Annotated in this window: 10 protein-coding genes and 1 tRNA gene; 9 read left to right on the top strand and 2 right to left on the bottom strand. The window is 60.5% G+C overall.

Annotated features, from left to right (window positions below; translation table 11 throughout):
- Positions 1-58 precede the first annotated feature (58 nt).
- Positions 59-1,204, bottom strand: a complete 1,146-nt coding sequence (locus tag ACTJLC_RS00675; RefSeq protein ID WP_114162366.1) for a glycerate kinase — start codon at positions 1,202-1,204, stop codon at positions 59-61.
- Positions 1,205-1,658: 454 nt separating this feature from the next.
- Here ACTJLC_RS00675 and tig point away from each other — a divergent pair, with 454 nt between their 5' ends.
- The 9 genes from tig (at position 1,659) to hemN (ending at position 11,793) form a co-directional block, all read left to right on the top strand.
- Positions 1,659-3,005 (top strand): trigger factor, encoded by a 1,347-nt coding sequence (gene tig / locus ACTJLC_RS00670; protein WP_083083639.1) that lies wholly within the window; start codon positions 1,659-1,661, stop codon positions 3,003-3,005.
- Positions 3,006-3,207: 202 nt separating this feature from the next.
- Complete coding sequence (gene clpP, locus ACTJLC_RS00665; RefSeq protein WP_007182010.1) at positions 3,208-3,861, top strand: ATP-dependent Clp endopeptidase proteolytic subunit ClpP; 654 nt, start codon at positions 3,208-3,210, stop codon at positions 3,859-3,861.
- 183 nt (positions 3,862-4,044) lie between these two features.
- Positions 4,045-5,316: an ATP-dependent Clp protease ATP-binding subunit ClpX gene (clpX, locus tag ACTJLC_RS00660; RefSeq protein ID WP_020065906.1), complete on the top strand. Its 1,272-nt coding sequence runs from the start codon at positions 4,045-4,047 to the stop codon at positions 5,314-5,316.
- Positions 5,317-5,514: 198 nt separating this feature from the next.
- Positions 5,515-7,938, top strand: coding sequence for an endopeptidase La (gene lon, locus ACTJLC_RS00655; protein ID WP_073426734.1), 2,424 nt, complete (start codon positions 5,515-5,517; stop codon positions 7,936-7,938).
- Between the two features lie 346 nt (positions 7,939-8,284).
- The gene (locus ACTJLC_RS00650) at positions 8,285-8,557 is read left to right on the top strand and encodes an HU family DNA-binding protein (protein WP_027796408.1); all 273 of its coding nucleotides are present in this window, start codon (positions 8,285-8,287) and stop codon (positions 8,555-8,557) included.
- Positions 8,558-8,619: 62 nt separating this feature from the next.
- Positions 8,620-8,695 (top strand) — tRNA-Val (locus ACTJLC_RS00645).
- Positions 8,696-9,058: 363 nt separating this feature from the next.
- The gene (locus ACTJLC_RS00640) at positions 9,059-9,658 is read left to right on the top strand and encodes a uracil-DNA glycosylase family protein (protein ID WP_114162367.1); all 600 of its coding nucleotides are present in this window, start codon (positions 9,059-9,061) and stop codon (positions 9,656-9,658) included.
- A gap of 54 nt (positions 9,659-9,712) precedes the next feature.
- Positions 9,713-10,108, top strand: a complete 396-nt coding sequence (locus ACTJLC_RS00635) for a DUF488 domain-containing protein (protein WP_114162368.1) — start codon at positions 9,713-9,715, stop codon at positions 10,106-10,108.
- A 275-nt stretch (positions 10,109-10,383) separates the two neighbouring features.
- A complete protein-coding gene (gene hemN / locus ACTJLC_RS00630; RefSeq protein ID WP_244219991.1) occupies positions 10,384-11,793 on the top strand; it encodes an oxygen-independent coproporphyrinogen III oxidase in 1,410 nt (469 codons plus the stop codon).
- Between the two features lie 60 nt (positions 11,794-11,853).
- Here the strand turns inward: hemN and ACTJLC_RS00625 are convergent, their stop codons facing one another.
- On the bottom strand, positions 11,854-12,057 hold the full coding sequence (locus ACTJLC_RS00625; protein WP_114162370.1) for a hypothetical protein: 204 nt from the start codon (positions 12,055-12,057) through the stop codon (positions 11,854-11,856).
- Positions 12,058-12,074: the final 17 nt, after the last annotated feature.

Here is a 12,074-nt window from a genome sequence, read left to right as displayed (position 1 = left end):
CGATCAGAGTGCCTTGATCGTTGCGGCGACCGTGCCCGACGGCCACTGCGGACCGTACTCAGCGCGCGCCGTACTTCAGGCGCGTCAACTGTTCGGCTTCGTCGGCGAGCAAACGCGCCGCGTCGTTGATCGCGGCCTCGAGCGTGATGGGGCCGGGCGCCGGCGAGAAGCAGCCGCTGAAGTACTCGGCAAGCCGGGGCAGTGCCGCCGAGTCGACCGCGCCGGAGAGCAGCGTGGCCGGCACGCCCGCCGCCCTTGCATGACGGCAGGCGATGAAGGGCGCCTTGCCGTGCAGCGTCTGGACGTCGGAGCGGCCCTCGCCGGTGATCAGCCAGTTCGCGCCTTCAAGCGCTGCGTCCAGGCCGATTTGCCGCGCGACGGTTTCCGCGCCGGGCTCGAACCGCGCGCCGAGCATATGCAGCGCGAAGCCGAGGCCGCCGGCCGCGCCCGCGCCTGGCTGATCGCGCGCCGATCGCCCGAGCGCCCCTTCCAGCAGATCGGCAAAATGGGCGAGGGCGGCGTCGATCGGCGCAATCTGCTCCGGCTTCACGCCCTTTTGCGGACCGAACACAGCCGTCGCGCCGTGCGCACCGGTCAGCGGATTGTCCACGTCCGACATGGCCACGAACTCGGTGTCCGCGAGTCGTGCGTCCAGTTGCGAGACATCCAGGCGCGCGACGCGCGCCAACTGTTCGGGTGAGGCGTCGAGTTCCTTGTCCTGGGCGTCGAACAGTTTCAGGCCGAGGCCGGCTAGCAAGCCCGCGCCGCCGTCGTTCGTGCTGCTGCCGCCGAGCGCGACGAAAAAGCGCCGCACGCCCGCGTCCAGCAGCGTGCGAATCGCTTCGCCCATGCCGCGCGTGCTGCGCGCCTCGACCGGCACGCCCATGCCCACGGGATCGGTAATGCCGACGACCTCGGCCGTTTCGACGATCGCGCTGCCGTCAGTCAGCAGGCCGACAAGCGCTTCGCGCACCGGACCGGCCGCGCCACGCACGCTCAGCTTGCGGCGTTCGCCGCCGCTCGTGAGCATGGCGTCGAGCGTGCCTTCGCCGCCATCGGCCATCGGACAGATGCGCACGTCGGCGTCGAGACGCGCGCGCAGGATGCCTGACGCGATCGCTTGCGCGACCTGCTCCGCGCCAAGCGAGCCTTTGAAGGAATCGGGAGCGATGACGACGACAGGCGAGGACGGCGAATTCGGCATGGTGTCTCTGAATGGTTGGAATCGTTGCGAAGGCGGGGAACAGGCGGAAACCGGAGGTGAACCCCGAGTGCGTCCGTAAGCTTATCAGCATGGGCGCGCCGACTGAATATGTCGAAAGGCATAGGCGGAATCGCCGCGGCAAGCGGTTGTCATGGCGTCTGTCGGGCTTGTTTTCGCATGGCCGCGTGGTGCCGGCGGCAAGTTGGAGCCGAAATAAAAACTGGCTCGAAACAGCGTGGAAAGCGGCCCGAACACCGAGAAAAGGGCGCGCAATCATCGAATCCCGGTTGATCGCACAAATAGTTTGCTAAAATATTCGGCTCTTTGGACCCAACCGTGCTGCCGGCGGCCTGCAAGCCCGCGGCGCAGGCGCGCAATCGACGCGAAGCGACGTCGAAAAGCGGCACGGAGAAGATAACTGATTCGCTCGAATAATTTTAGGACGATTGAAGCCATGGCTAACGTTGTTGAAAACCTCGGCAAGCTCGAACGCCGCGTAACGATTTCCCTGCCGAAGGATGCCGTGCAGAAGGAAGTGGACTCGCGTATCCGTCAACTCGCGAAGAACGTGCGCATGCCGGGTTTTCGCCCGGGCAAGGTGCCGCTCAAGATGGTGACGCAACAGTACTCGGGCCAGGTGGAAGCCGAAGTGCTGAGCGACAAGGTCGGCAAGGAATTCTTCGACATCAGCCGCGCCGAGAACCTGCGTGTGGCCGGCCAGCCGAGCTTTGCGCCGAAGTCCGACGTCGCCGAAGGCGACTACGCGTTCGACGCGACCTTCGAGGTGTACCCGGAAGTGAAGCTGGGCGACGTCGCCACGGCTGAAATCGAGCGCACCACCACCACCATCAGCGAAGCGGAAATCGACCGCACGCTGGAAATCCTGCGCAAGCAGCGCGTGCATTTCCACGCTCGCGGCGAAGCCGGCGAGCATGGCGACGGCGGCGCGGATACGGCGGCCAAGGAAGGCGATCGCGTGACGGTCGACTTCGTCGGCAAGATCGACGGTGAAGTGTTCCAGGGCGGCAGCGCGGAAGACTTCGCGTTCGTGCTGGGCGAGGGCCGCATGCTGCCGGAATTCGAAAAGGCGGCGCTGGGCTTGACCGTCGGCGCATCGAACGAATTCGACCTGAAGTTCCCAGACGACTACCACGGCAAGGAAGTGGCGGGCAAAACGGCGCAATTCACGATCACGATGAAGAAGATCGAATGGCCGCATCTGCCGGAAATCGACGCGGACTTCGCGAAGTCGCTCGGTATTGAAGACGGCGATCTGACCAAGATGCGCGCGGAGATCAAGGACAATCTGGAGCGTGAAGCCAAGCGCCGCATGCAAGCGATCGTCAAGAACCAGGTGATGGACGCGCTGCTGAAGATTTCGGAACTCGAGGTGCCGAACGCGCTGATCGAACAGGATCAGGAACGCCTCGTCGCGATGGCGCGTCAGGATCTGGAGCAACGCGGCGTGCCGAACGCCAAAGATGCGCCGATCCCGGCTGCCATGTTCAAGGAGCAGGCGGAGCGCCGCGTCAAGCTGGGCCTCGTGCTGGCCGAACTGGTCAAGGCCAACGATCTGCAAGCCAAGCCGGAGCAGATTCGTGCCGAAGTGGACGAGTTCGCGAAAAGCTATGAAGACCCGAAGGAAGTCGTCCGCTGGTATTATTCCAACCAGCAACGTCTTGCCGAAATGGAAGCGTACGTCGTTGAAGCCAACGTCGTCGATTTCGTTCTCAGCAAGGCCAAGGTGACGGACAAGGAAGTGAGCTTCGAAGAACTGGCAAGCGCAACGGCGCAAGCGTAAGCGTCGCTGCAACGGCGTGCCGGCTGTCGGAGCGACGGCCCGCACGCCGTTTTTTCGTGCTGTGAACGTGCGTTGCGTCCTGCATGATGTCTGTACTGGCGTGCGCTTCGCCTTGCACTGACCGCATGCTTGAATACGGGCTGACTCACCACAACCTGCCTAGCATCCATAGTTAGAATATTTCCAGACAAGGATCCATTGCATGACCTTTCGCGCCCAAATGCTGGACACGTTGACCTCCCAGTCGTCCCGGGATCTCGAAGCGCAGGCGCTCGGACTGGTGCCGATCGTGGTGGAAACGAGCGGCCGGGGCGAGCGCTCGTATGACATCTATTCGCGTCTGCTCAAGGAACGCATCGTGTTTCTGGTCGGTGAAGTGAACGACCAGACGGCGAACCTTGTGGTTGCCCAAATGCTGTTTCTCGAAAGCGAGAATCCGGACAAGGACATCAGCTTCTACATCAACAGTCCGGGCGGCTCGGTTTCGGCCGGCATGGCGATTTACGATACGATGCAGTTCATCAAGCCGGACGTGTCTACGTTGTGCATGGGACTCGCGGCTAGCATGGGCGCGTTCCTGCTGGCGGCGGGTGCGAAGGGCAAGCGCTTCGCGCTGCCGAATTCGCGGGTGATGATTCACCAGCCGCTGGGCGGCGCGCGTGGTCAGGCGTCGGACATCGAAATCCAGGCGCGCGAAATTCTGTATTTGAAGGAGCGGCTGAATCATCTGCTCGCGCACCACACCGGCCAGCCGGTCGAGCGTATCGCGCGCGACACCGACCGTGACAATTTCATGTCCGGCGATGACGCGCAAGCTTACGGTCTGGTCGATCAGGTGGCGCATAAGCGTCCTTGAACCGGTGCGATTTTGCTCCGAAATGGGGCAAAATCGTCATCGGACCGGTTGTGAAATAATCAAGACTCGTCCGAGCGCCTGCGGCAAACGCCGTCATCTGGCTCATTAGCCCTGCCGCGCCCAACTGCGAGGCGGGGGCAAACAGCGTATCATGTAATCGAGTGTCCGGAGGCTCACACATCTATGGCGGACAAGAAAGGTTCTAACAGCGAGAAGCTGTTGTATTGCTCGTTCTGCGGCAAGAGCCAGCATGAAGTCAAAAAACTGATTGCAGGCCCGTCGGTGTTCATCTGCGATGAATGTATCGACCTGTGCAACGAAATCATCCGCGATGAAGCTGCAGGCGCCGGCATCGAAGCGGGCTTGTCCAAGTCCGATCTGCCGAGTCCGCAGGAAATCCGTGAAATCCTCGATCAGTACGTGATCGGTCAGGAGCGCGCGAAGAAGATCCTCGCGGTGGCGGTGTACAACCACTACAAGCGCCTCAAGCATCTCGACAAGAAGGATGAGATCGAGCTGTCCAAGAGCAACATCCTGCTGATCGGCCCGACCGGTTCCGGCAAGACCCTGCTCGCGCAGACGCTCGCGCGCCTTCTGAATGTCCCGTTCGTCATTGCCGATGCCACGACGCTGACGGAAGCCGGCTACGTCGGCGAAGACGTCGAGAACATCATCCAGAAGCTGCTGCAAAACTGCAATTACGAAGTGGACAAGGCTCAGCGTGGCATTGTCTACATCGACGAAATCGACAAGATCAGCCGCAAGTCGGACAACCCGTCCATCACCCGCGACGTTTCGGGCGAAGGCGTGCAGCAGGCTTTGCTCAAACTGGTCGAGGGCACGATGGCGTCGGTGCCGCCGCAGGGCGGACGTAAGCATCCGAATCAGGACTTCATCCAGGTCGACACCACCAACATTCTGTTTATTTGCGGTGGCGCATTTGACGGACTCGAGAAGGTCATCGTCGATCGTACCGAGAAGACCGGCATCGGCTTCGGCGCAAGCGTGAAGAGCAAGCAGGACCGTGACGCGGGCGAAGTGCTGCGCGAAGTGGAGCCGGAAGATCTGATCAAGTTCGGTCTGATTCCGGAGCTGATTGGCCGCCTGCCGGTGGTCGCCACGCTCGGCAAGCTCGATGAAACGGCGCTGATGAAAATTCTGGTCGAACCCAAGAACGCACTGGTGAAGCAGTATCACAAGCTGTTCAATATGGAGCGCGTCGAGCTGGAAATTCGTCCGGCCGCGTTGCAGGCTGTCGCGCGCAAAGCGATCCGTCGCAAAACGGGCGCGCGGGGTCTTCGCTCCATCCTGGAACAGGCGTTGCTTGACGTCATGTACGATCTACCGCAGATGAAAGGTGTTAGCAAGGTTATCATCGACGACAATGTTATTGACGGTGACGGCAAACCGCTGCTGATCTACGAAGACGCGCCAAAAGTGGCGGGTTCGAACTGATCGGCTTCGGGTTCTGCAAAAAGCCGTTCATGGCGACGTGAACGGCTTTTTCGTTTATCGTGTGGTCAGGATGCTAGTTTTCACTATGGAGTCACTGAACCTTCGGAGTCACTGAACTTTTCCCACACGCGGAGGCTTGCAATATTTTCTGCCGGCCTCACCTATCGAACGAACTGATTCCACTCATGGGGAAATGAAATGTCAGGAACCCAACTCCTTCCGCCGGAACGCATTACGCTCCCGCTGCTCCCGCTGCGTGACGTAGTCGTCTTCCCGCACATGGTGATTCCGCTCTTCGTAGGCCGCCCGAAGTCGATCAAGGCTCTCGAAGCAGCGATGGAAGGCGGCAAGCACATCATGCTCGTCGCCCAAAAAACGGCTGCGAAAGATGAGCCGACCGAAAAGGACATGTACGAAGTAGGGTGTGTTGCCAACATCCTCCAAATGCTCAAGCTGCCCGACGGCACCGTCAAGGTGCTGGTCGAGGGCTTGCAGCGCGCGAAGACGCTTTCCATCGAAGAACAGGAAACGCAGTTTTCGTGCGAAGTCATGCCGCTCGAACCCGACCACGCCGACAGCGCTGAAACCGAAGCGCTGCGCCGCGCGATCGTGTCGCAGTTCGACCAGTATGTGAAGCTGAACAAGAAAATCCCGCCCGAGATCCTGACGTCGCTGTCGGGTATCGACGAGGCGGGGCGTCTGGCCGACACCATCGCGGCGCATTTGCCCCTCAAGCTCGACCAGAAGCAGCACATCCTCGAAATGTTCCCGGTGATCGAGCGCCTCGAGCATCTGCTCGCGCAACTCGAAGCCGAGATCGACATCCTGCAGGTGGAAAAGCGCATCCGTGGGCGTGTGAAGCGCCAGATGGAAAAAAGCCAGCGCGAGTACTACCTGAATGAACAGGTCAAGGCGATCCAGAAGGAACTCGGCGAAGGCGAGGAAGGTGCGGATCTCGAGGAACTCGAGAAGCGCATCACGGCTGCTCGCATGCCGAAGGAAGCCAAGAAGAAGGCCGACGCCGAACTGAAGAAGCTCAAGCTGATGTCGCCGATGTCGGCTGAGGCGACCGTCGTGCGCAACTACATCGATACGCTGATCGGCTTGCCGTGGCGCAAGAAGAGCAAGGTCAACAATGACCTCTCGAATGCGGAGCGCGTGCTCGACGAAGACCACTTCGGTCTCGAGAAAGTGAAGGAACGCATTCTCGAGTATCTCGCGGTCCAGCAACGTGTCGACAAGGTGAAAGCGCCGATCCTGTGCCTCGTTGGGCCTCCGGGTGTCGGTAAGACGTCGCTGGGTCAGTCGATCGCTCGCGCCACGAATCGCAAGTTCGTGCGTATGGCGCTCGGCGGCGTGCGCGACGAAGCCGAGATTCGCGGTCACCGTCGCACGTACATCGGTTCGATGCCCGGCAAGATTTTGCAAAGCCTGACCAAGGTCGGCGTGCGCAATCCGCTCTTCCTGCTCGACGAAGTCGACAAGATGGGCCAGGATTTCCGCGGCGATCCGTCGTCGGCCTTGCTGGAAGTGCTCGATCCGGAACAGAACCACACGTTCGCCGATCACTACGTCGAAGTCGACTTCGATCTGTCGGACGTGATGTTCGTGGCGACATCGAACTCGCTGAACATTCCGCCGCCGTTGCTTGACCGGATGGAAGTGATCCGTCTGTCGGGTTACACGGAAGACGAGAAGGTCAGCATCGCGCAACGTTATCTTTTGCCCAAGCAGAAGAAGAACAACGGCCTCAAGGAAGGCGAGGTCGATGTAACGGAAACCGCGATCCGCGACATCATTCGTTACTACACGCGTGAAGCGGGCGTGCGTTCGCTCGAGCGTGAAATTTCGAAGATCTGCCGCAAGGTCGTGAAGATGCTTCTGCTGAAGAAGGCGGAAGGCGCGGTGAAGGTCGACGGCAGCAACCTCGACACTTTCCTCGGCGTGCGCAAGTACGACTTCGGTCTGGCCGCCAAGGAAAACCAGGTTGGCCAAGTCACGGGTCTCGCGTGGACGGAAGTGGGCGGCGATCTGCTGACCATCGAAGCCGCGGTGATGCCGGGCAAGGGCAATGTGATCCGCACGGGTTCGCTCGGCGACGTGATGAAGGAATCCGTCGAAGCCGCGCGCTCGGTGGTGCGCTCGCGCTCGCGTCGTCTGGGTGTCAAGGACGAGGCGTTCGAGAAGCGGGACATTCACATCCACGTGCCGGAAGGCGCGACGCCGAAGGACGGTCCGTCCGCCGGTATCGCGATGACAACCGCGCTGGTGTCGGTGTTGACCGGTATTCCGGTGCGCGCCAACGTCGCGATGACGGGCGAAATCACGTTGCGCGGCGAAGTCCTGCCAATCGGCGGCTTGAAGGAAAAACTGCTGGCGGCGCATCGCGGCGGCATCAAGCTGGTGCTGATTCCGGAAGAAAACGTCAAGGACTTGACTGAGATTCCGGACAACGTGAAGAACGCGATCGAGATCGTGCCGGTCCGCTGGATCGACAAGGTGCTCGAGTTGGCGCTCGAACGTGTGCCGGAGGCATTGCCGGAAGAAGAGGCGAAGCCCGCTACGCCGGTTGCGGCGGAGCCCGGCAAAGACGCCGGCGCGACGGAAGTCGTGAAGCACTAAGGCAAAAGCCAGCAGCGAAAGGCTGGTTGGTGGAGCAGAAACCCGCGGACTTGTCCGCGGGTTTTTTATTGCCCAAACAGGCTGCGGCTCGGCTCATGAACGCACGCTTTCCCATCTTTTGGGCAAACGATATGTTGCGCCTGCCGACGGTTGCGTATGCATCGGTCGAACGCAAAATCCGCTTATTCGGTGAGCTTCGAGAACCGCCCGGATCAGGCTCAACCCCGCTTGACACAAGGCTTTCGGCCAATTCTAATGAGTCCGCCCGGCGTTGCCCGCCGGCCCGCGTGATGTCAGGCGCTGTAGAGCGCCGTCACGATTGCCATGAACATTCTCGGGGGTTGGAATGAATAAAACGGAATTGATCGATCACATTGCACAGCAGGCCGATATTTCGAAGGCTGCGGCAGGCCGTGCGCTCGATGCGGTGATCGGTGGGGTCAAAGGTACGTTGAAGAAGGGCGGTTCAGTGACGTTGGTCGGTTTCGGCACCTTCGCGGTCGGTAAGCGTACGGCGCGCACAGGGCGCAATCCGCGCACCGGTGACGCCATCAAGATAAAGGCAGCCAAGGTTCCCAAATTTAGGCCTGGCAAAGCCCTGAAGGATGCGCTAAACTAGCGGGCTCGCTGCTTGAGGTTTTGTAAAATCAGGCAGCCTACGGAAGTAATGAATAGCGAAGCGGGTGCTTAGCTCAGTTGGTAGAGCGGCGCCCTTACAAGGCGTAGGTCGGGAGTTCGAGCCTCTCAGCACCCACCATACCGTTTCGCGATTCGCGCCGACCAAGTCGCGATCTATCCGCTGCAGTACTCTAAAACCCGCGTGGCTATTGGCTCCGCGGGTTTTTTGTCGTCGCTGGATCTCGCGATGGTCCGTTGAATGCCGGCGCGGACCACGCCGATAGCGGAGTCGATTCCCGTCACGATGAATGATCCCGATGATGATCGTTGCATCGACCATATCGAATACTTACGGCCGCGGGCTCGACGATATGCGATCAGATCCGGCATCAGCGGGTGTGACCGGGCGTCTCCAGTCCGCAGCATCGCGCGACGTATGCTACTGCAATACGCGTGGCAAACGCCATGCATCACGCCAATCTGGAAATGACGTGGCCGCACAATGAACAAAGACTCGTGTTCCTCGCTCGATTCGCTTCTGGCTGACGTGCGTGCCTGCCGGGCATGTGCGCCGCACCTGCCGCTCGGTCCTCGCCCGATCGTGCGAGCCGGGGCCGACGCGCGCATTCTGATCGTCGGACAGGCGCCGGGCGCGCGCGTGCACGCATCGGGCATTCCGTGGGATGACGCGAGCGGCGACCGCCTTCGAAACTGGCTCGGAATCGACGCCGCCACATTTCACGACGAGTCGCGCTTCGCGATCATTCCGATGGGATTCTGTTATCCGGGACGGGGCAACGGCGGTGACAAGCCGCCGCGTCGCGAGTGTGCGCAACTCTGGCTGGACAGTCTGCTGGGAAAACTGCCGGACATTCAATTGACCTTGCTCATCGGCCAGTATGCGCAACGGCATTTTCTCGGCGCCCGCCGCAAGGCTTCGCTGACTGAAACGGTCAGGGCATGGCGCGAATACGCGCCGGCCTTCGTTCCGCTACCGCACCCGTCGCCACGCAACCAGCCGTGGTTTCAACGGCATGCGTGGTTCGAAAGCGAAGTGCTTCCGATGTTGCACGAGAGGATCGCGCAACTCATACGAACATGATCTGAGACGAGCCGGGTAATCTGTATGGACACACCTATTCGAACGGAGCAAGGAATGCCGCATTCGAACCGCGAAGGGTTGAGGATTTTCATCAAGAGGGCGTATGAGGAGGCGACGCAGGATGATGGCTATCGCGTCCTCGTGGATCGGCTCTGGCCTCGCGGCCGCAGCAAGGAGAGATTGGCGCTCGACCAATGGGCGCGCGACATCGCGCCAAGCGCCGCCTTGTGCGAATGGTTCGGACACAAGCCGGAGCGATGGGAAGTCTTCCAGCAACGCTATCGGCACGAACTCGATGCTGAAGAACTTCGAGAACGCATGCGGTCGCTCCTGGCTGATGCGAAGGGACAACCCATTACGCTCGTGTACGGCGCGAAGGACGAGGAGCATAACCAGGCCATCGTGCTGCGAGACGTCCTCGCGCATTTCGCGGCGGAATCAAACCGCTAAACCTTTCGGATCCACCACGTACGCGCGGGCGGCACGCTTGCACGCAAGCTGTAGAAAAATTCTATATCTTCGTCCGCCTCGCGCTTCCACACGACAGCGGCGACGACGAGTAGAGCAGCAGCGTTGCCGGAACCGCCCTTCGCTGACATAAATCAAGGCTGTCCAGATTCCAGACCGGACAATCAGGCAACGATTGCCGCACATGCCGTATGTGCGGATATGTTCCCGTCAACAGGAATCGATATGCCACAACCTCCAGAGAGGGGAATGCTCCCGTGAACGCGCCGCTGCCCCATGCCGGCTCCGCCCTCGACATCGAGATCTCCGAAACGCTGATTCGCCGGTTTGACAATCTGGGTCCGCGTTACACGTCCTACCCGACGGCTGACCGGTTCACGAGCGATTTCGACGAACGGTCCTACCGAACGTACCTGGGCGAACGAGCCGAGGCCGCCAGCAATCCGCCGCTGTCGATCTACGTGCACCTGCCGTTTTGCGAGTCGCTGTGTTACTTCTGCGCCTGCAACAAGATCATCACCCGCGACCACGGCAGGGCGGCGGAATATCTGCGCTATCTCGGCCGGGAGATGGATCTGGTCGTGCCGCATCTGGGCCGCGACCGCCGCACGCAGCAATTGCATCTAGGTGGAGGTACACCGACGTTTTTCAGTCTCGCGGAACTCGCGCAGCTAATGGATATGCTGCGAGGCCATTTCGATTTCGCACCGGAGGCCGAACTCGGTGTGGAAATCGACCCCCGCACCGTGGATGGCGCCACGCTGTCCGCATTGGCCGCTCTGGGATTCAACCGCACGAGCTTCGGCGTGCAGGATTTCGATCCTGCGGTCCAGCAGGCGGTGAATCGCATCCAGCCGCTCGGCATGGTGGAGAAGGCGCTGGCCGCAAGCCGCGATGCGGGCTTCCAGTCGGTGAATGTCGATCTCATCTATGGCCTGCCGCGACAGTCGCTTGCGAGTTTCAATAGCACGCTCGACCACATCATTCGTTTGTCGCCGGACCGTATCGCGCTGTACAACTATGCGCACCTGCCACAACGGTTCAAGGCGCAACGGCTGATAGTCGATAGCGAGTTGCCCTCGGCGGAAGAGCGTTTGGGCATATTCGCCCTGTCCACGCGACGGCTCCTCGAGGCCGGATATGTTTACATCGGCCTCGATCATTTTGCAAAGCCGGAAGACGAACTGAGTCGCGCGCTACAAAACAAAAGCTTGCATCGCAATTTCCAGGGCTATACCACCAGGGCGGAATGCGATCTGATTGGTTTTGGCGTATCCGCTATCGGGAAGGTCGGCAGTTCCTACAGCCAGTCGACGCGCTCCCTGCAAACGTACTATCAGCATCTGGAAGAAGGGCGATTGCCCGTTGAAAAAGGACGAGCGCTGAGCGCCGACGATCTTCTGCGCCGGGAAGTCATCATGACGCTGATGTGCAGCATGCCGCTAGACTTCGACCGGATCAATCGGGTTCACGGAATCGATTTTGCCCAGTATTTTTCGCATGAACTGGCGAGGCTGCAACCCTACGAGGAAGCCGGACTGTTGAAAACGGATGCGCATGGAATCTCGGTTACGGCAAAAGGACGTCTGTTCGTGCGCGCCATTGGAATGGTGTTTGACCGGTATCTCGGCCAGCCGACCGCGTCATCCTATTCGAAGCTGATCTAGAGAACCAGCATCGAGCGACATTGTCAGGATCGATCTCCGTAGGGAGCCAAACCATCCGGATCAATGGAGTCCATACCGCGCCACCGCTTGCAGGATCGCTTGCCCATGTTCGGTCAAGTGAACGCGCCTCGTGTTCGGCGCGATCTGTTCGAACGTGGCGAGCCGGCGTTCGAGTAGTACTTCGAGGTCGGCGTGACTCAGGTCATGGTGATCGGTTGCGCTCCCGACCAGGATGAGCGCGGCAACTTCATGCGGACTGAGCATGGGCTTCTCCTCGAAGA

Source organism: Paraburkholderia sp. 22099, assembly GCF_052045835.1.
Classification (GTDB): Bacteria; Pseudomonadota; Gammaproteobacteria; order Burkholderiales; family Burkholderiaceae; genus Paraburkholderia; species Paraburkholderia terricola.
The sequence above is the reverse complement of the archived record's forward strand: the minus strand, read 5'-3'. Positions and strand labels throughout refer to the sequence as shown.

What these genes read in the sequence shown, in the direction of transcription:
- ACTJLC_RS00675 (WP_114162366.1), bottom strand. Translation starts at nt 1,204, where the DNA reads ATGCCGAATTCGCCGTCCTCGCCTGTCGTCGTCATCGCTCCCGATTCC.
- tig (WP_083083639.1), top strand. Translation starts at nt 1,659, where the DNA reads ATGGCTAACGTTGTTGAAAACCTCGGCAAGCTCGAACGCCGCGTAACG.
- clpP (WP_007182010.1), top strand. Translation starts at nt 3,208, where the DNA reads ATGACCTTTCGCGCCCAAATGCTGGACACGTTGACCTCCCAGTCGTCC.
- clpX (WP_020065906.1), top strand. Translation starts at nt 4,045, where the DNA reads ATGGCGGACAAGAAAGGTTCTAACAGCGAGAAGCTGTTGTATTGCTCG.
- lon (WP_073426734.1), top strand. Translation starts at nt 5,515, where the DNA reads ATGTCAGGAACCCAACTCCTTCCGCCGGAACGCATTACGCTCCCGCTG.
- ACTJLC_RS00650 (WP_027796408.1), top strand. Translation starts at nt 8,285, where the DNA reads ATGAATAAAACGGAATTGATCGATCACATTGCACAGCAGGCCGATATT.
- ACTJLC_RS00640 (WP_114162367.1), top strand. Translation starts at nt 9,059, where the DNA reads ATGAACAAAGACTCGTGTTCCTCGCTCGATTCGCTTCTGGCTGACGTG.
- ACTJLC_RS00635 (WP_114162368.1), top strand. Translation starts at nt 9,713, where the DNA reads ATGCCGCATTCGAACCGCGAAGGGTTGAGGATTTTCATCAAGAGGGCG.
- ACTJLC_RS00625 (WP_114162370.1), bottom strand. Translation starts at nt 12,057, where the DNA reads ATGCTCAGTCCGCATGAAGTTGCCGCGCTCATCCTGGTCGGGAGCGCA.